Here is a 22,834-nt window from a genome sequence, read left to right as displayed (position 1 = left end):
AACTTGAATCAATTCGACGAAAGAATCCGTTTGGATTCTAGTTTTCTGATTAAAATTTGTTCCAGTAAGGAGAAAGCCGGATGGAATCACAAAAACTTCCATTTGCTTTTGTATCCAAAAGGTCAAATCGATCGGCATTATGCGGGGAAAGGTAAATTTCGCCACCTAATCCAATGGCTCCACCTCTGTAGGATGTGGTGGATGGGTTTGCCATCAGAACAGAATAGGAATCTGTTCTTGGATCAATGGAAATGAAATTGGAATAATTATAAGGAATTGGATAAATTTTTCCATTAGGAGAAAGTACAACTCCGTTGAACATCCCACTGACGGGTGATGGTAAGTTTCCGAGGTTTGTTACCGTATCATTGTTTTTTGTATCCACTGCGAACACGTTACTTGCGTTAAATGGGATGATATAGATCTTTCCATTCGGGGCATAAATCCCTGAAAAAAAATTCCCACTCCCACCAAAGGAATACGAATGCATCGTAACTGAATCTGTGTTAGTGTCTAAGATATAAATGTTCGTGGCATCATGGGGGATGTAATAGATTTTTCCTTCAGGTGTGAGAACTCCATTGGAAAAAATTCCTCCAGAGAGGGATGTTGCTACTGAACCAAAGGTTTTGGTTTTTGTGTCATAATAACGAATGGTGGATTCATTGCCTGGTGTGAAGTATACCTTCCCATTCGGAGCAAACACTCCACCATTGTATGCGGCTCCACCCATTGTGATATTGCCAATGGTCGACATTGTTTCCTTTGAAGTATCGAAGGAAAAAAAGTCATTGTTTTGGTGGGGAGCAAGGTAAATTGTTCCATTTGGTCCAAGTGCCCCACCCATAAAATCAACTACACCAGCTACAGAGGTAGAAAGAGCAAACGAACGATTGTTAGGATCAATTGAAACGATATAAGGTGAGTTATACGGGAGTAAATAAAGTTTTCCATTTGGGGCACTGAGGGCACTTTGGAATGCAGGATAGGCCACACCGATGGCGGATTGGACTGAAACAAGGGAATATTGGACCAGAGCTTCAGGCCCACTCACACCAAGAGATGCTTGTAACTCCACTTCCTTTTTGACTAAATCCCAATTTTCTGGTAAGTGGGCTTGTTCATATGATAAGGAACAAATGGGTTCACGTGGTTCTTGGATCTGGTAACCACAATGAAAACTTTTGTCTTTGGTTGTGATGCGAAAGAGTAATTCCTCTAAATAGGAATTGGAATTCACATCGCATACATTCGATAAATTTCCATTCGAACAGGAAAATAACAAACAGAAGGAAGAGAAAAAAAGAATAGAACGAAACATAAAACTGATACAATGGATGTTATTTGCGAAGGCACTCCAACCGCAATCAAGATTAGAAATATCCCTAAGAATTCATTTGCGGAAACGTCCGTAGTGAATTCCTTGATACATTACAATCGAATCCTTCTGGATGGATTAAATCGGACGTGTTACGATTTTGATTCCTTCCGCATTGATGTTTGGAAAAAAATTAGGGTCTCTCTTCGGATCGGTGAGTAAAAGTTTCACATCTCGTATCCTTTCATAACACTCTTTCATAAGGAGTTGGTGCCCACACCCAAGGAGATGGTAACCTTCATGGACAAGAGTGGATTTTGGACTTGTGAATAAGAGTTGGATGGTGGAAATGTATTTCGCTTTGATATAACCTTTTGTATTGGTGCGTGTTTCGACAGCACCTTGGATTTCTAACTTCACTCCCACTCCTACAAAGAGTCCTAAGGTAAACACTTCGTAGGCGATATCACCCCAAGTCCTGCCTTTCAAATACAACATACGATCACAAAATTCGGGCATCTTTTTGTTAACCAAATACTCGATGATATCCGAGCCATAAAATCCGGGACGTTCCATGATAGCCAAGGGAATGGGTTCAGCTTTGAGATGGTAAAGGGAAAGTTCCTCATTCCATGCTGTGAATAAAGATTGGATTTCTTCTGGTTCGATACCAGGTTCACGGATGACACAAACGCGAATGTTAACTTCCTCTCCAAACGACATCGAATTGCGAAGAGAAGTTTGGTGGAAACCGATTGTGGTGCAACCGGCTAGGAAAAGGAAACAAGTGAGATAAAAAATTTTGAACATGGCTTTCAAAGGATTCAATGGTATGTTTTTGTTTCCATCTGACAAACGTTAAAAATCGGAAACACAGCGGGTATAATTGTCTGATGAATTTGATTTTGTATCAGGTCCACCACCTGAATATTGGAAATTGACAACAAAGGCATTCGAACCGAACTGAGTTCCTGAAGTTGAAGTCCAATAATTCACGACAGCTGGCGATGCAATTTCTGCCGTATTGGGAAAGAAAACCGGATCATAACCGGGCCTTCCGTACGTTTTGTAAAAATCGATCAGACTCCTGAGTTCATTAGCGTTTGGTAGCCTCCAAACCTTACCAGCCAAATTTAAGTTTTGGCAATAATTGATTGCCGTTTGCCAATCAGAGATGAGATCAGTCCCACCCGTGCACGTTGCGAAGTTGGTTTGGCCTGCATGGCACCTTTGCCAAACAAGGGAAGTGTCTAAATCCAAGATGGTTCCATCATTATTATTGATTAGGCGTTTGTTTTTGATGGGGGTTCCATTTGCAACACAACGCAATCGGTGGAGGTCCCCATATCCACCACCTCCAATACCTGATTCAATAAAAGTAGGATAATAGGCTCCCACTCCTGGATCATAATCCGTGTTTGTTTTGAAATTCCAGCTGTCTGTTGCCGGAAAGTAGGTTTGATTAATTGATGGATTGATTGTAGTATAGTCGAATGTACTCATATACTCATACATTTCGGGAACACGCCAATCGGTGCGATTGGCAAATCCTGACCCAACATTGAGACTCGCACAATCCGTTTGTGCTTGTGTATATGTAAAGCTGGTTGTACCCGAGGTTGTGCATCCAATCCCAGTGATTCCCCTTTGGCAACTCGTCCAAACCAGTCCAGAATTTTCTTCCGTTGTGATTTCCACACCAGCCACCAAACTAGGACCAATAAAACTTGGAGTGGTTCCTTTTTGGAAGTTTCCGTCCTGACCCGAAACACTCGAACAAATGGCTGGATTATATGCACCATCGTAACAAGTGGTTTGGTTCGTTTTGAACGGAAGTTTTCCCATCCATAGAGGCGTGTAAGTGCAACTGGCACTTCCTTTGGGATTACTGGCAGTAATGGTATAAGATACTCGATTGGCAAACCAACCAGAATAACTGCCTTGGAGGGAATTAAAAAAAAACGAAAAGGAAATTCCAGGAGGAAGAGGAGGGTCACTGGAAAACGTCAATCGATTGCCATCGGTTTCAAACGACTCCACAAAAAACATAGAATTGGGTTTTGGAATCGGGGCAGGGCAATTTAAAAAACTGGGAGGAATCACTTCCAAAACCAATCCACAATGTGGGGTTTCGTCAAAATTGATATAACGGATGAGTAAACTTTCTAAATAAGACTCTGTTTTGGGATCACAAAGATTATCCAATTTAGACCTTTGGCAATCCATCAATTGTGTGGCAAAGAGAAAAATCAATACGATACAATTTTTTGTCTGTGCCATAAAATCGATGCTAAATGGTATTATGAATAGAACTTGCTACGATGGAATTTCGGCAACTATTTTCTCCTTAAAAGATGCAATTTGTGATTTTAAGCTATCAATGCGTTTTGTATCAGTAGGAATAAGCGATGTTAGATGTAAGGTCTTCTCTGCTTTAGGCAAATTGCCTATTATCAGATACAATTGTACAAGTTGAATCAAATTGGAAAGGTGGCCTGGGTTACGAAGTCGGATCCTTTCTCCCATATCAATTGCCTTTCCGTATTCTTTTGTTTGTTTGTAAGTGAACGATGCTAAATAAATTAAATCCGTATCTCCCGGAAATTCCTCAATATAAGTGTTTAGTTTTTCGGCAGCCAATTGGTAGTCTTTCATACGTACAAGTAAACGAATGAGGGCTCTTTTGATTTCTCTGTTTTCGGGATTGATGCGATTTGCTTCCAGTAAACTTGTTTTTGCCTCTTCAAGGGATTCGGCTTTAATTTGATTTTTTGCCTTTCGCATCAGTTCATAGGATTCTTTCCGAATGGCCCGAGGAGGTTGGTGGCTATTTTCTTTAAAACCAATCCTCATAAGACTTAAATCATCTGTTAGTTCTCCCATGGTCAAAATGGATTGGTAAATGTTTTTTAGATCTCCATTCCCTCGTTCGACATGGCGTAAAAATAATTCTTCATCGTGATTGATTTTACGAGCAGTTGTCTCTGTGACAAATTCGATATCATCCCTTCCGTCTGAACCAAGGATTAGGATATCTCCAGGTAATAGTTGTAAGGTGGATATTTCGAGTGATTTTTCAGAAAAGGGAGTCCCCAATTTTCTAAGTTCTGAATTGTTTTTGATAAATTCGGCAGTACCTTTTCGATACAAAACTGACCAAGGGTGTTCTGCATTTAAATAATACATTAAGCCAGTTTCATCATCAATCAGACCCATTACCATGGAAACTAACATGGAACAATCGAAACTTTCAAAGATATGATGGAGTTCTTGGTAAGCATTTTTAATCCAACGTTCCGCATACAAAAGTTTTACTGCCTCGACGGCATTGGACCTTTCTAAAATGGATTGGACTGCCGCACCGAGGACTAATACCCCACCCGCACCTTGTAAGGATTTTCCCATTGCATCTGCATTTAGAAAAAAAGTATAATCTTTCCCTCGTAAGGTGATGGTGCGAGTGATGCAAATATCACCACCTATTTCATTTTCCCTTCCATGGAATAAAAAGGTTTTTTTCTGTTTGATTAAAAAGTCTGTTTTCACATGGGAACCAATGGTTTTATTCAAACTTAATGGTTTGATGAGAAGGGATGTTAAAAAATAATCACCATCTTGCTGTTTTTTTAACGTTTCCACTGTTTCCAAACTGTTTCTGAGCTCTGAGGTTTTTGCTTCTACGAGTTCCTGTAAATTCTCTCTAATTTTTCCTACTTCCCTCGTAGCTTTTTCAAAGTTTTTGGCAAAGAGAATGAATTCCTTATCGATGGATAATATGGGAAGCGCACCACTCCCACCAGAAGCCAAACTATTTGCCGATTCGTTAATTTGTTCTAAGGTACGGTTAATGGATTGGAAAAACATATAAATCAAAATGACCGCTTCAATAAACGTCATCGTGATAAAGGCTGTAATTTTAAGTAAACTTGCATTGCCAAAGGAAATAAAAACAGATAAGACACTAAGGGAAAGGAGAATGAGGATGAGTAAAAAGATAAACTTTCCTTTTAAACTCAAAATCCCAAAGTTTTTGTGGACGGTGACGTCCCTGTAAGCTAAAATCTTTTTGATTTCCACTCGTTTGCTACCGGTGGCATAATCGGAAATGATATAAGAAAAACCTCCGTAAACAAAAACGGCAGACAACCATCCAATAAAAATCAATAATAACTCATACAAAGGATATGAAAACACAATATAAGTAAGGGAAACGGAGAGGAAAATCATAAGGGCATACCGAATTGCAGCATACATGTTTTCTTTGGGAAGGTGGATGAGTGTGTTTAAATTGTTTTCGAGTTCTAAGATGTCTTTGTGACGAATGGTTTCGTTTCGTTTAAGAAAAAGATTTAGCTTTCTTACGTCAGAACGAAATCCACCGTAACCCAGAGGAGTTAAGATCCCAAACTCAATGCTATGCCCAACAGCTGCCAATAACGTAGCAAAAACAAAAACGTTCACCACTTCCGGGTGATTATCGATTGTGAAATTGGGAATGAGGGCGGAACCAAAAAAGTATGCGTAAAAAGCACCAAAAAATGCCCCTTGTAGTGAAAAGAAAACAATCGCAAAACTATATGAAATGGTTCTGTGTAAAAATTTGAAAATTTGATCAAAGATTTGACTCATTCTCGTCCCCAGGGAATCCAAATTCTAAAGTAAGGGAATGGATGAGTAAAGAGATTTTCAGGCCTTGGTTTGAAAAAAGTTAGATATCATATTAAAAAAAACTTTCAAACGAAATCACAGTCGTTAGTTTTCGCTAATGGATTTAAAAAACAAAAGAATTGTAGTGACTGGAGCTGCCTCTGGGATTGGAAAAGAGACCGTATTGCAGCTGTTAAATTTCGAAAACGTTAAGATTTTAGCATGTGACTTAAATGAAAAAAATGTAATCTCTCATCCGAATGTCATTCCTTATAAATGTGACGTATCAAAACCAGAATCTTTAGACAAACTTCTTAAGGATGCCGATAAAAAATTGGGTGGGATTGATATCTTTTATGCCAATGCAGGTTTTGCCTATTACGAAGTGATCCCCGAAGCCAATTGGGAAAGGATCGACAGAATCTTTCGTACCAACGTGTATTCTCCATTTTATACCTTAGTCACATTGAATTTAAAAAGGAAAGAGCCTTGTTTGTTCATTGTCACTGCCTCTGCCATGAGCCACTTACCACTTCCAGGATATGCCTTGTATTCGGCAACAAAGGCGGCTGTCAGGTCCTTCCTTGATGCCTACCAATGTGAATTGAAACCTGGTAACCGAACCATGATCGTGTATCCCATCGCGACTCGGACAAAATTTTTTGACTCAGCGGGGAAAGAAGTTCCTGTACCATTTCCAAGCCAAACGCCTGAGACAGTGGCAAAACAAATTGTAAAAGGAATTTTAGGAGACAAGAAGGAAGTTTTTCCCTCATTTCTCTTCCGTTTCATTCAATTTTTGGACAGGTTTTTATTTTTCCCGTTAAAAATTTACCAAAAATTAGAAGCACTAAAATTGAAATCGCATAAAACTTAAGTCTACTGCATAGTGGACACTATGCAGGCCTCTTCTGGAGAATCTTTACCAGATTTACCAACTTCGACTATGAATCAGTCCATTGTCGAAGCTGATCTTTTGAAAACGATCATGGAGGTAAGTTCCACTGCGATTGTTTTGTTAAACCCACAAGGACAAATTCTGTATGCAAATCCAGCTTCAGAAAATGTCCTTGGAATCAAATTAACGGACATTCTCTCTCGAACCTATGATGCACCCCAATGGAAAAACACTTCCCTTGATGGAGGCCCTTGGCGGGATGAAGACCAACCATTCAATATCGTATTAAAAACAAAAAAACCTGTGGCCGACATTCGGCATGCGATTGAAGACGCACATGGAACCAAAAAATACCTCTCCATCAATGGATCTCCCGTTTTCGATGAGAAGGGGGAGTTACGTTCTCTCGTTTTTTTAATCACAGACATCACAGAAAATGTTCTCAAACAAAAAGAATTGGAAGATAGTGAGTCAAAATACAGAACCATCACTGAACTTTCACTCAGTATGGTATATGATCTCGATATCAGTACTGGCCAAAACCAATGGGCTGGTGCCATCCAAGAAATCACAGGTTACACCACTGAAGAATACGTTGCCATTGGTTATGAAGCATGGTCGCTTCTCATCCATCCAGAGGACAAAGATAAGACCTTGCAGTTGTTTGATGAAGCAATGGAGAAAAAAACTAAGTTTTCTTGTGAATACCGTTACAAAACGAAATCGGGTAACTATGTTTTCATAGAAGACAATGGAATCTTTTTATATGATAAAGAAGGCGTAGCCTATCGAATGTTTGGTGCGATGATCAATCGTACGGAACAAATTGAGGCAAATTTAGCACTAAAAGAATCTGAGTCAAGGTTACTCATGTCTCTTGACGCAGTGAAAATGGGGATATGGAGTTGGGATATCGACAAACGAGAGATCTATTGGTCTCCGCAAACATTTGCAATTTATGGATTTGCATCCGATGAGACAGAAATCTCTATCGACAAGTACATAAAACTCCACCCAGAAGAAGACATTCAAAAAGTTTCCCAAGAAATCCAAAGTTTAAAAGATGATCCAAGTCGTTCTGGATTTAACATCCAACATCGTATTTTCCACGCAGATGGGAAAGTTCATTGGGTAGAGTCTAGAGGAAATTTGTTACGTGATGTGGAAGGGAATCCGTTTCGTTTGATGGGAACCATATTGGATGTCACCGAGGCCAAGTTAGCTGAGGAAGCATTACGAACTTCCGATGAAAGGTTCAGAGCATTTTACCAATTTTCAACCGAAGCATTTCTGATATTTGATGAAAACTCACTTCGCGCAAAAGATTCAAATTTTGCCTTCCAAACTTTATTCGGTTATACTCCTGAAGATACAAAAAATTTAAGGATTCGTTCCTTACTTACGATGGATTCTTTGCAAAAAATTCGTGAAAAAATTGAAACCAATTCCAGTGATTCCATTGAAATTGTTTGCAAACGAAAATCAGGAGAAGTGTTTCCCGCTCTTGTTTCCATCAAACGGTTTAAGTACAACCAATCAGATTCGATTGCTTATAGTATTTTCGATTTGAGTCCTATCAAAGAGGTAGAAGAACTTAGGCAAATCAATAACGAAATTCGTGAAAAAAACAAACTCATCGAAAAACAAAAAATTGAACTCGAGATGGCCTTCGAAAATTTAAAACGAACCCAAGAGCAATTGGTACAATCAGAAAAATTAGCGGCCCTCGGCCAACTGATTGCAGGCATTGCACACGAAATCAATAACCCCATTGGTGCAGTTAAGGCTTCCAACCAAAATATGTTGGATTGGCAAAAACGTTATGGAATCGCCTCACAATTGTTTCGTGAAGCCATCCTAAGTGTGCCAAGAGAAGAACAAGTGATTCTCAAAACGATTCTATCAAACCTAGACCAACCCATCGAATTTTATACAGGCAAAGAAGAACGTTTACGCAAAAAAAAGAACAAAGAAATTTTAATGCAAAAAGGTTTTAAGGCCGACGATGCGGATGAATTTGCGGAAGCCTGGGTAGAATTAGGGATCGGGGAATTGGAAGAAAAATACATTCCACTGTTTCATTCCCATTACCTTCGTGTGTTTTTCGACTATTTGGCTTTGGAAATCCAATTCCGAAGGAACACTCGTTCCATCCAATTGGCTGTGGATCGTGTATCGAAAATCATGTATGCTCTAAAGAACTTTTCTCATTTTGATTCTACAGGGAAAAAAATAAAGGCATCTGTTCGGGAAACCATTGAAACCGTACTTACGATTTACCAAAACCAATTGAAGAGGGGGATCACCGTAACCAAAAATTATGAAGATGATCCAGCAATCCATTGTTATCCGGACGACCTCTTACATGTTTGGACCAATTTGATTTATAATTCCTTACAAGCGATGTCATTTAATGGGAATTTAGTGATCACGATCAAAGATTGTGGTGAAGAAGTGATGGTGTCTTTACAAGACTCAGGGCCAGGCATTAGTCCAGACATACAAGAAAAAATCTTTACTCCATTTTTTACGACCAAACCGCCAGGGGAAGGCAGTGGGCTTGGTCTTGACATCGTAAATAAAATTGTGAAACGCCATGGTGGAAGGATCGAACTTGCATCAAAACCGGGAGAAACGATTTTTTCGATTTACCTACCCAAAGGGAACTAAGATTCGATAGCCTGAGAGATGGCAGCGATCAGTTCTTTTTCGTCCCAAGGTTTTTTTAAACAAGTGATGAGTCCAATTTCTTTTTGCAAAGCATCCACCAAGGTTTCTTCTGCAAATCCTGTGATGATTACTTTTTCAATAGACGGAAATTGTTTGTGAACCTTTCGTAAAAACTCATCCCCATTCATCCCTGGCATTGACCAATCGGAAATGATGATGGCGACGGAATTCCCTTCCTCCTCAAATTCTACAATGAGGTCCCAAGCTTCTTTGGCATTTTCTGCCGTGAGGTACTTAAATTGTTCTCCAAAGTGGTGTTTCACTTGGGATTTCATGCTGAGTAAAATGATGGATTCATCATCTACAAAAAGGATTGCCTTTTTCCCTTTTTTTTGTGAGGTAAGAACAGCCACAGAAGAAAGTTATATCCGTTCTCTTTTAAATGGCAAGTAAATCTTGCCAAATTCTTAGAATTTCTACACTTGGGTCTTTATGACAGCATATCCTAATTTACTTTCTCCATTATCACTTGGATTCACTACACTTAAGAATCGAACCATTATGGGTTCCATGCACACGGGCTTAGAAGAGGCGCCGGGTGGTTATGAACGAATGGCAGCCTTTTATGGAGAAAGGGCAAAAGGAGGAGTTGCACTCATCGTCACAGGTGGCATTGCACCGAATGAAGCTGGGCGTGTGGCAAAGGGAGGGAGTGTGATGGACACAGAAGAAGAAGCCCATCACCACCGAGTGGTGACCGATGCCGTCCATAAAGAAGGTGGAAAAATTGCCATGCAAATCCTGCACACAGGAAGGTATGGATACCACGATAAAATAGTTGGTGCCTCTAACCTTCGTGCTCCCATCAATATGTTCAAACCACATCCATTAACGGAAGAAGAGATTTGGAAAACCATCGATGATTTTGCAAGATGTTCCGAATTAGCAAAGTTAGCTGGTTATGATGGCGTGGAAATTATGGGAAGTGAAGGGTATCTCATCAACCAATTCATTGCCAAACGCACCAATAATAGAACTGATGAGTGGGGAGGGAGTTTCGAAAATCGAATTAAGTTCCCGATTGAAATCATTAAAGCCGTAAGAAAACGTGTTGGAACAGACTTCATCATCATTTACCGTCTGTCAATGTTAGACTTAGTGGAAGAAGGTGGGAATATCGAAGAAGTCCTCCACTTAGCCAAGGAAATAGAAAAAGCGGGAGCTACCATCATCAATACTGGTATTGGTTGGCATGAAGCTAGGATTCCAACAATTGCCATGATGGTTCCGCGTGCCGCTTTCACTTGGGTCACAGCGAAAGTAAAAGGACATGTTTCCATTCCACTGGTAACTTCCAATCGAATCAACACACCTGAAATTGCAGAATCAGTTCTTTCGCGAGGGGATGCCGACCTTGTTTCCATGGCACGGCCTTTCCTTGCAGATTCTTTTTTTGTTGAAAAGGCAAAACAGGGGAAACCAGAAGAAATCAATACATGCATCGCTTGCAACCAAGCTTGCCTTGACCATATTTTCCAAGGAAAAACGGCAAGTTGTTTGGTAAACCCAAGGGCTTGCCATGAAACAGAACTCATCATTCAAAAAACAGAAACAGTGAAAAAGGTTGCAGTGGTTGGTGCTGGACCTGGTGGAATGTCTTGTGCGAAAACACTTGCGGAACGTGGGCATCAGGTAACACTTTTTGACGCGCAATCTGAGTTAGGTGGTCAATTGAATATCGCAAGACGGATCCCTGGAAAGGAAGAATTTAAAGAAACCATCCGTTATTTTGATACGATGTTAAAAAAATACAATGTGGAAGTGAAACTGAATCATTTTGTCTCCAGTGAAGAATTAATCAAAGAAGGATTTGAAGAAGTGGTGCTTGCTACAGGTGTCATCCCTCGGAAGCCAGAACTTCCAGGGATTGATGGTCCGAATGTTCTCAGTTATGTGGACGTAGTTCTCAAAGGAAAACCAGTCGGAAAACGTGCAGTCGTTATGGGAGCAGGAGGGATTGGTTTTGATGTGAGTATCCTTCTCACAGACCCGGGCCATGCCTTCACAACAGAAAATTACCTAAAGGAATGGGGGATCCAAACAGCCATCGGAAAGGATGGAGGTCTTGGGAACAAAGAAACTCCCGTTGGTGTGAGAGAAGTGACTATGTTAAAACGTTCCAATAGCAAATTTGGAGCGACCCTTGGAAAAACAACCGGTTGGATCCACAAAACTTCCCTTGAAGACCGAAAGGTAAACCAAATCTCGGGTGTGACTTACAAAGCCATTGAACCAGATGGAGTTGTGATTGAAGTGAAAGGGGAAACAAAAAAAATCCTTTGTGACACTGTGGTAGTTTGTGCAGGACAAGACCCGAACCGTTCCCTCCTCACACCGCTACAAAATGCAAAGCTGCCAGTCCATCTCATTGGTGGGGCAGACCTTGCTTCAGAACTTGATGCCAAACGGGCCATTGACCAAGGGACAAGGCTTGCCACAACCATTTGAAAAATCAGATGTTTTGTTTCAGGTTCACCATTGGGGAATTTCGAGATAGGTAATGGTTTGAAACCACTGAAGATGACTGTTCGGAATGCAGAATTCCAAATCATATCTGCACTCCGGACCAACCGTACCAAACGAAGTAAGGAAAAAGAAGTTTTTGTTGAGGGAACCGAAGCCATCAAGCAGTTAATCGCTGCAAGGTGGGAGGTCACTCGCATATTGTACAGAGATTACCTATCTCTATCTTCTTGGGCAAAGGCTGTGTTAGAATCTTTCCCTCATGCAAAACAATTTGAAGTGAAAGAGGATTTGTTTTTGGAACTTTCCGAAAAAGAAAACCCTTCTGAACTTCTAATCACAGCAAACATTAAAAAACAAAATGTTTATGATCTAAGTGATTTTGAAACGAAAATACAAACTAAAAAAAATTCCTTGTATTTACTATTCGATCGCCCGAGTGATTTAGGAAATTTTGGATCAATTTTACGATCCGCCGATGCCTTCCATGTGGATTTTATTTTTCTAATTGGTCACTCCATCGATGTATATGACCCAAAAGTGATCCGTTCCAGTTTAGGGGCACTCTTTCACACCAAACTTGTATTTGTGAATGAAATTGTTTCTTTGGTTTCTTTTATTGATACTGAGAAACAAAGAAATGGGTTAACAGTGATTGGGTCTGATTCGAGTGGTAGGGTAGAATTACAAGAAACAAACATACAATGTCCAATACTTCTTATATTGGGAAATGAAAGGAAAGGGATGAGTGTCAATTTACAATCCCTTTGTGATTTGATTGTGCGAATTCCAATGAAGGGAGTAGTGAACTCCCTTAACGTGGCAAGTGCTGCGTCTGTTTTTCTTTGGGAACTAACAAAATTGAGAAAGCAGTAATTCCAATTTCAGCGGCAGGTGGCGATACTTCCATCTGGATTGTATTTTACACTTGCACCAGATGTGAATTGGATGTATTTGACTCCATCCACACAAACTTCGTCATAACCAAAGTATTTGGCACATCCGCGTGATATGGTCCCACAACCCAATAAAAATAAAGTTGAAAATAGAATCAGACGAATGGGTTTCAGTTTCATATTTTGGCATTCACTCCTTTTTGAACTGACAATTCATTCCAAATCCCATCCAATGTGGATAGGTGGGCAGTCAGTTGGTTTTTGTGATACAACACAATATTCGATTTTTTTAAATTGTGAAGCGATTTTGGAATGTGATACAAAACTTCTTTTGTTTTAATGAATTCACCTTCCCAATCAATCAAATTTACTTTTTTTAATTTTTGGAAAATCAGTTCCAATTGTGTTTGGATCGTTTCTTTTCGTAATTCAGAGGCGATTGTAATTTCCGGGAAGTGTTTTTCCAATTGGGATTTCACCTGAAACAACATTTGCATCAATTGTTGTTTTCTAATTTGGGTTTCCCTTTCTAATTTTAATAGTACATAGGAAGTTAAATTTCCAAGGGTGACCGTGTAGTGTTTCCCTAGTGTGTCCGCAACTAGTTTTACCACTTTGTCAGCTGGCATCTCACTTGGAATTTCAAAAGGCCTACCATATTTAATATAAAGTTTCGTTTTTTGATACGAGAGATGGTCATAAGTTAAGGTAAAACTATTAAAATGTAATTTATCAATTTTCGATTTGATGTAATAGGCACCACGTTTTACCTGATTTAAAAAACCATCATGGTTGTAGGTTCCTTCCGGAAACATAAATAAATTCCTTCCCTTTCTGATATGGGCGACTAAGTCAGTCCATTCGCTATCAACCTTATCTCGGAGTTCTCCTTTTTTTAGTAGCTCTCTTGCATTGTCACGAAACGGACGTTTAATGGGAACGGCACCTATATAACGTAATAAAACGGGAATGATATTACTGGCATCAATGAGTTTGAAAATCCATTTGAGAATTCCTTTTGCACGGAATTCTTTTTGCAAAAACCCTCGTTTCAAAATATCTTCCCTTGCTGGAATGATCATTTTGATTTTTGGATTGAGTCTTGGGTAAACCATTGCAAGGGATACGACATCGGCTTCCGATACATGATTGCAGAGGAGGGCAGAAGGATAAGGTGCTTCTAATTCTTCTTTTTCTGGAAAATTTTCTTCGATGGAATGGAAAACAAGTCCCCTAGCAAAACTGACTAGTTTGATGAGAAAGTCATAGGGAACGGTATGCTTTTTTGGTTTCATTGAGGTAGGTATCTAAAAAAAAGAAGAAACAGTCAATTGGAATCTGGAAAGACATTCTTATGCATTGGCAGTTTCCAAAAAAGAAATCCGAACGACGAGTGTTCTAAAAAGGTTGCGATGACGAGATTTTAGAAAGCAATGGGAGGGGACCATTCCTTTTTCTCCTCTGTTTCCTGTCTTTGGTGCGAGGTTGCTAAGTTGGGCCACCGCATCTTGTTTTGAAGCAGATCATAATGCTTGGAATACAATAAGCTTCTATCAGAGAGTTGGTCTATCGCATTTGGAATATGTGCCATCTAACTTGCATTTTGTGAGATACACGCATACTAAGTCTGACTCGAATATCGGATGTTGGTCACCTATGAAAACCAAGGAAATTCCTTCCCATTTTTTTTGGGGAGGGAGGGAAATTGATTCGCAGAAAAGAACATCTCTTCCTTTCGTACCTAGATGGACTCGGAATTCACAAAAAGGACAATCGATTTTTTCTTTTTCCTATCTTGCGGTCTACTCGGGAATTTTCGTCTTGGGCGGTGAAATTTCGCTTACCAGAATCCCTTTATTTTGCCACCAATCCATTTTTGTTCATAAAATGAACAAAAAATTTCTTTACTTTGTTCAACGACTGAACACATTTTGACAGAATATGGGACTCAGGGGGCGAAGCTATGCCTAGGGTCCTTGGCCGAGAAGGCCAATTCAAAATCCAAACAGTTTGCATCCCATCTGCAATGTTTCATTATGAAAGATTCTTACGAATACAGTGACCATCACCTCAAGTTACTCCAGTTGCTTGAGGAAAACCCAAACCTTTCCCAACGAGATGCATCGGATGTATTGGGTTTGAGTTTAGGGAAGGTGAACTATATTTTAAAAGCCTTCCTCGACAAAGGCCTAATCAAAATGAATAATTTTCGTAATAATAAAAATAAACTTTCTTATACCTATTTACTCACCCCACAAGGCATTGAAGAAAAAGCACGTATGACCCTCCATTTTTATGAAAAGAAAAAAAAGGAATATGAAGCTTTGAGAGCCGAAGTAGAGAAGTTAGGTGAGAGTTTGGAAACTTTAAGCTAAGATCATCTTGATTTGAACTTTATTCTTAGAATCGAATATCTTTCTAAAATATTTTTTCTACCTATTTATAGATAATCAATCATGATGCAAAAAAAATCCAAAATCTATGTTGCTGGTCACAAAGGTCTAGTTGGATCAGCGATTGTGAAGATACTAAATCAATCCGGATTCACCAATGTGATCGGCAAATCGCATGCTGAAATGGACTTACAAAACCAATCCCAAGTATTGGAATTTTTTGAAAGAGAAAAACCGGAGTATGTATTCCTTGCTGCTGCCAAAGTAGGTGGGATCCATGCCAACAATACCTATCCTGCTGAATTTATTTTTTCCAACTTACAAATCCAAAATAATATCATTGATGCTTCTTACCGTTACGGGATCAAAAAACTTTGTTTTTTAGGTTCTTCTTGCATTTACCCCAAGTTTGCCAAACAACCTATGGATGAAGGACAATTATTAGATGGAAAATTGGAACCAACTAATGAACCGTATGCGGTGGCAAAAATCGCAGGGATTGTGATGTGCCAATCTTACAATAGACAATATGGTACAAATTATATTTCAGTCATGCCAACCAATCTTTACGGACCTGGGGACAATTACCACCCTGAGAATTCCCATGTATTACCAGCTCTCATTCGAAGGTTCCATGAGGCAAAAAAACAGAATCTTCCTGAAGTAGTGATTTGGGGTACTGGTAAACCTTTACGTGAGTTTTTATATTCAGAAGACATGGCAAGAGCCTGTGTATTTCTCATGCAACACTATGATGTCTCTGGCGACCCGAAAGGGGGCGAACATGTAAATGTTGGTTCCGGCATTGAAGTCAGCATCAAAGAACTTGCAGAAACTGTAAAAGAAGTTGTTGGTTACCAAGGAAATTTAGTTTTGGACCCTACAAAACCAGATGGAACTCCCCGGAAGCTACTGGATGTATCCAAACTCCATCAAATGGGATGGAAACACCAAGTGGAACTCAAAGAAGGGGTTCGGTTGGCATATGAAGATTTTTTACAAAAGGGTGTTCATACACCGTAGAATCGATCAAGAATCATTGGGAATTTGAGTCATACCTTACCTATGACTCAAAAGGCTCCTAATGCAGAGCATTTATTAAGAATTCTTTTTTGAATTGGAACCAGACATCCATGAAATCCGTTTTTGTTTCTACATTTCCCTTTTGTCGTACGAGTCCGAAAGCTCTCGAGCTCTTGGCATCAAACGGGTATAAGGTGACAATCAACCCAATGGGAAGGAAGATGAAACCTCTGGAAGTGATGGAAGCAGCCAAAGATTTTGATGCCCTCATTGCGGGAACAGAAGATCTTACTCCACTCGTCAAAGAGACAACCCATTTGAAACTCATCTCTCGGGTTGGTGTAGGGCTTGACAGCGTTCCACTAGACCTTTGTAAAGAAAGGGGAATCTCGGTAGCCTATACCCCTGATGCCGTTTCCCCTGCTGTCTCAGAACTCGCAGTGAGCCTTATCATTGATGCAATGCGGAAGGTTACCTATGCGGACCGGGAAATCCGGAATGGTGAGTGGACACGGCCATATGGCTCGCGGATCGGAGGGTCGACAATCGGCATTCTAGGATTTGGAAGGATCGGAAAACGGGTCGCTTCGCATCTTTTAGGGTACATGCCTAAAGAGATTCTTGTCTGTGATTTGCTAAACCAAGAGCAATCGATGGAGCGGTTGCAAAAACTTTCCAATCAAATATTTGAAATGAACCAAACAATTGGTAAAAATTGGAATCCAACCAAGTTGATTCAAGTTGATCTGGAAACACTATTAAAAAGGTCAGATGCTGTTACCATCCATATTCCTTTGAATGATAATACGAAAAATTTACTCGATGCGAAGGCAATGTCCACTATGAAACCAGAAGCAGTGTTAATCAATACGGCAAGAGGTGGCATCGTGAATGAAGATGACTTATACCAAATATTAAAAGACCAAAAGATTGCAGCAGCTGCAATGGATGTTTTTCTGGATGAACCGTATAATGGCCCGTTATGTGAGTTAGAGAATGTGATCCTTACCCAACATATGGGTTCTTGTTCCAATGACTGTAGAGAAGATATGGAAAGAGAAGCCGCAGAGAATGTAGTTGGATTTTTTGGTGGTGGGAGTTGGGAGAGGGTGGTTTAGGGGATGGTGGTTGTTGTTGGTTCTGGAATCATTGGATCCTGGATAGCATATCTTTTAGCAAAAACTGGCCATGAGGTGTATGTAATTGAAAAGTCTGAAAATGCAGGCGATGGAATTAGTGGACGTAATTCTGGAGTTTTACATTCAGGCATTTACTATGATTCAAATTCATTAAAATCGAAAATGTGTTTTAGGGGGTATGAACTTGCAATCCCATTCTTTGAAAGAAATCACATACCGTTTTCAATTTGTGGAAAGGTGATCACAACTGGAATATCAGAAACACTAACCGAAGAAAAGGAAAAACAAGAAGAAATTGAAAAACTCTTTGAGAATGGAAAACGGTTAGGGATTCCAAATTTAGAACTAAAATCGAATCCGGGGAAACATTGGAGACATGTTTTAGGGAACACAGCATTATGGATTCCTAAGACCGGAATTGTAGATGTTCCAATCTATCTCAAAGTATTATGGCAACTTGGAGAAGAATCCGGCGTTAAAATACTTAAGAATAGAAAGGTAATTCGAGAAGACGACAAAGTTTTCGCTTTGGATTTACGATCAAACGAAAGGGAAGAGCTTGAAGCTGATGTTTTTATTAATTCCTCTGGGTTGTATTCTGATGAACTATGTCAATCTGATGCAATTCAATTCAAATATGAGATTCGCCCAAATAAAGGTGAATATTACCGTCTTAAAAAACAACTGCCTTATGAAACTCTAATATACCCTTTACCAATGAAAACTTCGACAGCTTTGGGGGTACATTACACTTTTCATCTTGGTGGGGATGCATATGCTGGTCCCAATTCGAATTGGGCTGAATCCAAAGAAGATTATAAAATGCAAACTCCTAGAAGTATTTATTTTGAATCATTGAAGAAAATTTTAGACTTCTACGAAGAAGAAGATTTAAGCGAAGGATATGTTGGATTGCGGCCTCGTTTATTTAAGAACGGTGAAGCATTGAAAGATTTTTTGATTCATAAAGAATCAAATTGGATTCATTTGTTAGGAATTGAAAGTCCTGGACTAACTTCTTCGCCTGCGATTGCGGAAGAGGTGGTTAGGATGGTTGGTTAGATAATTGGCCAAGATTTTGTTTAAACAAATTCCATTACCTTATAGAAGATTATGGAATTCGATTTCCAGAAGCAGGAAGAATAAATTTTTCCTACTTATACTTTTAACATTAGGTGCTTCCTTTGCAGAAATTTTTAGCATTGGCGCTATCTTTCCTTTTCTAGCCGTCCTTACAAATCCAAATAAAGTTTTTGAAATTCGAGAATTAGATTTTATTTGGAAATTTTTCCGAATCAATCATTCAAGTGATATTTTCTTTTTTGTTACACTTGTATTTGTGTGTGCATCGATGCTTTCTGGTGCAATGAGGATATTGTTAATATATGCAACTACTAGATTGTCTTTTGGAACAGGTGCAGATATTAGTTATGAAATATATCGACGAACTTTGTATCAGCCATATTCCGTGCATATCAATAGAAATAGTGCGGAAGTGATTAGCGGAATCACTGTTAAGGCGAGTAGCGTTGTTACTCAGATCATAACTCCAATACTTACAATTTCATCATCTTTGATCATCTTGATATTGATACTTATTAGTTTGCTGGTTGTTGATCCTAAATTGACAATTGCTACTTTCGGTTTGTTTTTATTGTTTTATCTATTTGTAGCAAGATACTATCGAACTCGATTGTTAAAGAATGGAAAAATTTTAGCAAGTCAACTAACAATTGTTCAAAAATCTCTCCAAGAAGGATTGGGAGGAATTAGAGATATTATTCTAAATAATTCTCAGAAATATTTTTTATCCATTTACAGGAATTCAGATGCAGCATTTCGATTATACTCTGCAGAAAATTACTACATTGGTGCAAGTCCGCGTTATGTCATGGAATCCTTTGGAATGGTTGCACTGGCATTATTTGCTTACACTATCGGGAGATCTAGTTCGTCATTAAATACTTCATTGCCAATTTTGGGTTCCTTGGCGATTGCAGGTCAAAGGATACTACCTCTTTTACAGCAGTCGTATCAAGGTTGGACAAATATTAAGTCAGGGCAAGAAAACTTGAGAAACATATTAGATTTATTGGAACAACCAATTCTAAATGAAAAAGAAAGTTTTAATGATAAATTGATTTCCTTCAATCAGCAAATTGAACTTAAGGCAGTAAATTTCCAATACAACGATAGTGGGCCATGGGTCTTAAAAGATATCAACATAGTTATTCCTAAAGGGGCTCGGGTTGGAATTATTGGAAAAACAGGTAATGGGAAAAGTACTTTAATGGATCTGTTAATGGGCTTATTACCGCCTACAAATGGATCTATTTTGATCGATGGCATTGAAATTAACAAATTAAACATTCGTGAATGGCAAAATTCTATCGCGCATGTACCTCAGAATATTTATATCTCAGATTCCAGCATTGCTGAAAATATTGCCTTTGGAATCGATAAGAATATGATTGATGTATTTAAAGTAAAGGAGGCAGCAAAAAAAGCAAAAATCGCTGATGATATTGATTCACTTCCTCTTGGATATGATACGCGACTAGGTGAACGAGGTGTGAAGTTTTCCGGTGGCCAAAGACAAAGGGTAGGAATCGCGAGAGCACTTTATCGAGATTCATCTATCATATTTTTAGATGAAGCAACGAGTGCTTTAGATATGGAAACTGAGAAGACTATAATTGATTCAATTAAGGATTTGGATAGAAATATCACTATATTCATTGTTGCTCATAGATTATCAACTTTGGAAATTTGTAATCATGTATATGAGATTAATGATGGGAGATTAAGGAAAAAAAATATATGAAACAAATTCCCTATGGACGTCATTCCATTGAACAATCTGATATTGATTCTGTTTTAGAAGTTTTAAATTCCGATTTCCTTACTCAAGGACCTCAAGTACCAGCGTTTGAAAAGGCAATTTCTGAATATGTGTCTTGTGAATATGCAATTGCAGTTAATAGTGCGACTTCAGCTTTACACTTGGCCTGTTTGTCTTTAGGAGTAGGTTCGGGAGATATTGTTTGGACAAGTCCTATTTCTTTTGTGGCAAGTGCGAATTGTGCTATTTATTGTGGAGCGGATGTCGATTTTGTTGATATTGATCCACTTTCCTATAACATGTCAGTTGATCGATTGAGTGAAAAATTAGAAAAAGCAAAAAAAGAAAACAAGTTACCTAAAGTTATAATTCCAGTTCATTTAGCGGGACAAAGCTGTGATATGAAGGCAATTTTCGAACTTAGAAAAACATTTGGGTTCCACATCATTGAAGATGCATCGCATGCGATCGGAGGGGATTATTTAGATCAAAAGGTTGGCTCTTGTCAATATAGCGATATTACAGTCTTTAGTTTTCATCCTGTGAAGATCATTACAACGGGTGAAGGTGGGATGTGTACAACGAATAATCTAGAAATTGCAAATTCTATCTATCGGTTAAGAAGTCATGGTATCACTAGAAATCCAAAGGAAATGACAGAAGCTCCTGATGGTTCTTGGTATTATCAACAAATAGAGTTAGGATACAATTACCGGATGAATGACATACAGGCGGCCCTCGGTCTTTCGCAACTTAAGCGTTTGGATCAAATTGTTCAAAAAAGACATAAAATAAAAAATAATTATAATAAGATTTTAGCAGGCCTTCCACTCATTTTGCCTTTAGAGATGGATTATGCTAGGTCGTCTTTGCATTTATATCTAGTTCAAATTAAACCAAAAGAGATGAAGGCTGGTAGAAAAGAGGTTTTTGAGCGACTCAGACAATCCGGGATTTTGGTAAACGTACATTATATTCCGATTTACCATCAGCCTTATTATCAGAAAAAATACAACTACCGATACTCCGATTTTCCAGAAGCAGAAAAATATTATAGTCATGTGATTAGCCTTCCCATTTATCCAGAGTTGACTCTCGAGGATCAGGATAGAATCAAAGAAGCAATTGTGAAACCTATTGGGCATCAGGTAATCTTTTGATCTGTAATTTCTAAGATTAGAATGGAGTGACTTAGTAATATATTCAGAAGCCAATCTTATCTAACCTGGTCTTTGATTACCTGATTTAGATTTGTTAATCATTCCCTCATAAGACCTTTACTTAAATTAATAAGATCGGAGCTATAATAAAAATCTTTCGAAATGAAATTTGAAAAAAAGTTAACTAAGCACGGTTTTTATTCAGTGTATCCTCTTCCAAGTTCCGAAGAGATGGAAAAATATTTTTCAGAGAAATATTTCCAAGCTCCTGATACCAAATGCTACCAAATTTCTTACACACCGTTGGAAATAAAGCATAAGAAAATGAAAAGTGAATTGTTATTCTATTCGTTGACAAAAAGCGGATATAACAATGGCAAACTATTGGAACTCGGTCCTGGAGAAGGTTTCTTTTTAGACGTCGCAAACAAAAAAGGCATAGATATTGTTGGTGTAGATTTCTCTGACTTCGGAATCATAAAGTTTCACCCAGAACTTTCCAAGTTCCTTATTAAAAATGATGTCTATGTAGCAATGAGAGAGTTTTTAAGTTACGGAAGAAAATTTGAATTAATCCTAGCTGATAGTGTCATTGAACATTTGCTCGATCCAGAAGCATTCTTTGAGTTGGCTCTCGACCTATTGGATACAAACGGACTTTTATGTCTTTCTTTTCCAAATAACTATTCTGCTTACCAAAAGTTACTCTTAGATAAAGGTTATATTAAATCCGAATTCTGGTATGTGCCACACGCTCATTTTCACTACTTTACTTCAAAATCAATGGAAAATTTAGCAAGTTCTTATGGTTTCGAGGTGAAGGATTGTTATTCCGACTTCCCTATAGATTTGTTTTTATTAAATGAATCTTCGAACTACATAAAGTACAAGAATCTCGGGAAACACGCACATAAAGCTCGGGTTGAGATCGATTTATTTTTATCTGAAACTGGATTTGATAATTATTTAAGTTTACTTCGTTCAATGGCAACAACCGGTATCGGAAGAAATTTAACAATGATATTTGAAAAAAAGATTATATAGGCTTTTAAGAGGGAGTATGGATAAATTACAATATGTAATCGTTGAAATTGCTAATTCTCATGATGGAGAGGAAGAAAAATTTCTTCGAATTGTAGATTCGATTAAGTCATTGATTCGCTAACTCGAATTGATGTATCGTAGTATTGCTCCCATAGAAAAAATTTAAGTAAATAAAACCATCTGATTTAATTAAAGAAACTATTTATAACAGCTGTTCTTTCTTGAATGGATTCAAATTAATTTATAAATTAATAATTCCGGCTTATTCAAATATTAAGGTG

General features: G+C 38.5%; 18 protein-coding genes. 11 read left to right on the top strand and 7 right to left on the bottom strand.

Translation table 11 applies throughout. The annotated features are described in order from the left end of the window. Positions 1-49: 49 nt before the first annotated feature. The 4 genes from EHQ62_RS09385 to EHQ62_RS09370 all read right to left on the bottom strand — a co-directional run bounded on the left by EHQ62_RS09385 (position 50) and on the right by EHQ62_RS09370 (position 5,947). Positions 50-1,240, bottom strand: a complete 1,191-nt coding sequence (locus tag EHQ62_RS09385; protein WP_208720656.1) for a Kelch repeat-containing protein — start codon at positions 1,238-1,240, stop codon at positions 50-52. Between the two features lie 216 nt (positions 1,241-1,456). Continuing rightward, the gene (locus EHQ62_RS09380) at positions 1,457-2,128 is read right to left on the bottom strand and encodes a hypothetical protein (RefSeq protein ID WP_135642389.1); all 672 of its coding nucleotides are present in this window, start codon (positions 2,126-2,128) and stop codon (positions 1,457-1,459) included. 48 nt (positions 2,129-2,176) lie between these two features. Beyond that, positions 2,177-3,598: an Lcl C-terminal domain-containing protein gene (locus EHQ62_RS09375; RefSeq protein WP_135642200.1), complete on the bottom strand. Its 1,422-nt coding sequence runs from the start codon at positions 3,596-3,598 to the stop codon at positions 2,177-2,179. Between the two features lie 36 nt (positions 3,599-3,634). Next, on the bottom strand, positions 3,635-5,947 hold the full coding sequence (locus EHQ62_RS09370; protein ID WP_135642198.1) for a SpoIIE family protein phosphatase: 2,313 nt from the start codon (positions 5,945-5,947) through the stop codon (positions 3,635-3,637). 136 nt (positions 5,948-6,083) lie between these two features. Here EHQ62_RS09370 and EHQ62_RS09365 point away from each other — a divergent pair, with 136 nt between their 5' ends. Then, positions 6,084-6,842, top strand: coding sequence for an SDR family NAD(P)-dependent oxidoreductase (locus EHQ62_RS09365; protein WP_135642196.1), 759 nt, complete (start codon positions 6,084-6,086; stop codon positions 6,840-6,842). Between the two features lie 21 nt (positions 6,843-6,863). Further along, a complete protein-coding gene (locus EHQ62_RS09360) occupies positions 6,864-9,533 on the top strand; it encodes a PAS domain S-box protein (RefSeq protein ID WP_135642194.1) in 2,670 nt (889 codons plus the stop codon). Here the strand turns inward: EHQ62_RS09360 and EHQ62_RS09355 are convergent. Then, a complete protein-coding gene (locus EHQ62_RS09355) occupies positions 9,530-9,946 on the bottom strand; it encodes a response regulator (RefSeq protein ID WP_135642191.1) in 417 nt (138 codons plus the stop codon). The genes EHQ62_RS09360 and EHQ62_RS09355 overlap by 4 nt on opposite strands. A 79-nt stretch (positions 9,947-10,025) precedes the next feature. Between EHQ62_RS09355 and EHQ62_RS09350 the strand changes: the two genes are divergently transcribed. Continuing rightward, on the top strand, positions 10,026-12,041 hold the full coding sequence (locus EHQ62_RS09350; RefSeq protein ID WP_135642188.1) for an NADPH-dependent 2,4-dienoyl-CoA reductase: 2,016 nt from the start codon (positions 10,026-10,028) through the stop codon (positions 12,039-12,041). Positions 12,042-12,113: 72 nt separating this feature from the next. Beyond that, entirely contained in the window at positions 12,114-12,932 is an 819-nt protein-coding gene (locus tag EHQ62_RS09345) for a TrmH family RNA methyltransferase (RefSeq protein ID WP_135642386.1), read from the top strand. Between the two features lie 8 nt (positions 12,933-12,940). Here EHQ62_RS09345 and EHQ62_RS09340 read toward each other — a convergent pair whose 3' ends face one another. Together EHQ62_RS09340 and EHQ62_RS09335 are read right to left on the bottom strand one after the other, a co-directional pair. Continuing rightward, positions 12,941-13,132: a hypothetical protein gene (locus EHQ62_RS09340; RefSeq protein WP_135642185.1), complete on the bottom strand. Its 192-nt coding sequence runs from the start codon at positions 13,130-13,132 to the stop codon at positions 12,941-12,943. Then, positions 13,129-14,247 carry a 1-acyl-sn-glycerol-3-phosphate acyltransferase gene (locus EHQ62_RS09335; protein WP_135642182.1) on the bottom strand — a complete coding sequence of 373 codons (1,119 nt, stop codon included), beginning with the start codon at positions 14,245-14,247 and terminating at the stop codon, positions 13,129-13,131. The genes EHQ62_RS09340 and EHQ62_RS09335 overlap by 4 nt, the downstream gene beginning before the upstream one ends. A 741-nt stretch (positions 14,248-14,988) precedes the next feature. On the opposite strand from EHQ62_RS09335, the gene EHQ62_RS09330 reads away from it, so the two are divergent. The 7 genes from EHQ62_RS09330 to EHQ62_RS09300 all read left to right on the top strand — a co-directional run bounded on the left by EHQ62_RS09330 (position 14,989) and on the right by EHQ62_RS09300 (position 22,553). Next, a complete protein-coding gene (locus tag EHQ62_RS09330; RefSeq protein ID WP_135642179.1) occupies positions 14,989-15,327 on the top strand; it encodes a MarR family EPS-associated transcriptional regulator in 339 nt (112 codons plus the stop codon). 84 nt (positions 15,328-15,411) lie between these two features. Further along, entirely contained in the window at positions 15,412-16,368 is a 957-nt protein-coding gene (gene fcl / locus EHQ62_RS09325) for a GDP-L-fucose synthase (protein WP_135642384.1), read from the top strand. A 110-nt stretch (positions 16,369-16,478) separates the two neighbouring features. Then, entirely contained in the window at positions 16,479-17,486 is a 1,008-nt protein-coding gene (locus tag EHQ62_RS09320; RefSeq protein WP_135642175.1) for a phosphoglycerate dehydrogenase, read from the top strand. Positions 17,487-17,489: 3 nt separating this feature from the next. Further along, complete coding sequence (locus EHQ62_RS09315) at positions 17,490-18,569, top strand: NAD(P)/FAD-dependent oxidoreductase (protein WP_135642172.1); 1,080 nt, start codon at positions 17,490-17,492, stop codon at positions 18,567-18,569. 4 nt (positions 18,570-18,573) lie between these two features. Next, complete coding sequence (locus EHQ62_RS09310) at positions 18,574-20,331, top strand: ABC transporter ATP-binding protein (protein ID WP_244241719.1); 1,758 nt, start codon at positions 18,574-18,576, stop codon at positions 20,329-20,331. After that, positions 20,328-21,509, top strand: coding sequence for a UDP-4-amino-4,6-dideoxy-N-acetyl-beta-L-altrosamine transaminase (gene pseC, locus EHQ62_RS09305; protein ID WP_135642168.1), 1,182 nt, complete (start codon positions 20,328-20,330; stop codon positions 21,507-21,509). The genes EHQ62_RS09310 and pseC overlap by 4 nt, the downstream gene beginning before the upstream one ends. Before the next feature lie 162 nt (positions 21,510-21,671). Further along, the gene (locus EHQ62_RS09300) at positions 21,672-22,553 is read left to right on the top strand and encodes a class I SAM-dependent methyltransferase (RefSeq protein WP_135642166.1); all 882 of its coding nucleotides are present in this window, start codon (positions 21,672-21,674) and stop codon (positions 22,551-22,553) included. Positions 22,554-22,834 lie beyond the last annotated feature (281 nt).

It is taken from the genome of Leptospira jelokensis, from assembly GCF_004769635.1.
GTDB lineage: Bacteria > Spirochaetota > Leptospiria > Leptospirales > Leptospiraceae > Leptospira_A > Leptospira_A jelokensis.
The sequence above is the reverse complement of the archived record's forward strand: the minus strand, read 5'-3'. Positions and strand labels throughout refer to the sequence as shown.

Bases quoted from the DNA above. Each gene is read 5' to 3' on its own strand.
- EHQ62_RS09380 (WP_135642389.1), bottom strand. From the start codon at position 2,128: ATGTTCAAAATTTTTTATCTCACTTGTTTCCTTTTCCTAGCCGGTTGC.
- EHQ62_RS09370 (WP_135642198.1), bottom strand. From the start codon at position 5,947: ATGAGTCAAATCTTTGATCAAATTTTCAAATTTTTACACAGAACCATT.
- EHQ62_RS09315 (WP_135642172.1), top strand. From the start codon at position 17,490: ATGGTGGTTGTTGTTGGTTCTGGAATCATTGGATCCTGGATAGCATAT.
- EHQ62_RS09350 (WP_135642188.1), top strand. From the start codon at position 10,026: ATGACAGCATATCCTAATTTACTTTCTCCATTATCACTTGGATTCACT.
- pseC (WP_135642168.1), top strand. From the start codon at position 20,328: ATGAAACAAATTCCCTATGGACGTCATTCCATTGAACAATCTGATATT.
- fcl (WP_135642384.1), top strand. From the start codon at position 15,412: ATGCAAAAAAAATCCAAAATCTATGTTGCTGGTCACAAAGGTCTAGTT.
- EHQ62_RS09335 (WP_135642182.1), bottom strand. From the start codon at position 14,247: ATGAAACCAAAAAAGCATACCGTTCCCTATGACTTTCTCATCAAACTA.
- EHQ62_RS09360 (WP_135642194.1), top strand. From the start codon at position 6,864: ATGCAGGCCTCTTCTGGAGAATCTTTACCAGATTTACCAACTTCGACT.
- EHQ62_RS09300 (WP_135642166.1), top strand. From the start codon at position 21,672: ATGAAATTTGAAAAAAAGTTAACTAAGCACGGTTTTTATTCAGTGTAT.
- EHQ62_RS09330 (WP_135642179.1), top strand. From the start codon at position 14,989: ATGAAAGATTCTTACGAATACAGTGACCATCACCTCAAGTTACTCCAG.
- EHQ62_RS09345 (WP_135642386.1), top strand. From the start codon at position 12,114: ATGACTGTTCGGAATGCAGAATTCCAAATCATATCTGCACTCCGGACC.
- EHQ62_RS09320 (WP_135642175.1), top strand. From the start codon at position 16,479: ATGAAATCCGTTTTTGTTTCTACATTTCCCTTTTGTCGTACGAGTCCG.
- EHQ62_RS09340 (WP_135642185.1), bottom strand. From the start codon at position 13,132: ATGAAACTGAAACCCATTCGTCTGATTCTATTTTCAACTTTATTTTTA.
- EHQ62_RS09375 (WP_135642200.1), bottom strand. From the start codon at position 3,598: ATGGCACAGACAAAAAATTGTATCGTATTGATTTTTCTCTTTGCCACA.
- EHQ62_RS09365 (WP_135642196.1), top strand. From the start codon at position 6,084: ATGGATTTAAAAAACAAAAGAATTGTAGTGACTGGAGCTGCCTCTGGG.